The following is a 259-nucleotide window of genomic DNA, read 5'->3' as shown; positions in this document are numbered from 1 at the left end:
CATCCATCGCACGCCGGCGCTGAAGGCCCGCGACCAGCTGAAATACGCCAAGCTCGAACAGAAGCTCGCCGAGGCGCTGCTGCTGCGCAAGGGAGGTGATCCGCTTGAGCGGCCCCGCATGCGCGTCCTTGCGGCCATCGTCATCGGTGCGCTGCGCGTCGGGGCTGAGCTCTGGCAGCAGCGCCCGTCAAGCGTTTCGCCGCAGGATTTCGCCCGGGAGATTTTCACCGACCTTTGGAAGATGCTGGCGGAATTCGGC

General features: G+C 66.0%; 1 pseudogene. It reads left to right on the top strand.

What is annotated here, in order from left to right:
- A pseudogene (locus tag EOD29_RS32920) lies at positions 1-259 on the top strand (TetR family transcriptional regulator); the annotation flags it as partial.

The sequence above is a fragment of the Mesorhizobium sp. M1A.T.Ca.IN.004.03.1.1 genome (genome assembly GCF_003997555.1).
GTDB lineage: Bacteria > Pseudomonadota > Alphaproteobacteria > Rhizobiales > Rhizobiaceae > Mesorhizobium.
The sequence above is the reverse complement of the archived record's forward strand: the minus strand, read 5'-3'. Positions and strand labels throughout refer to the sequence as shown.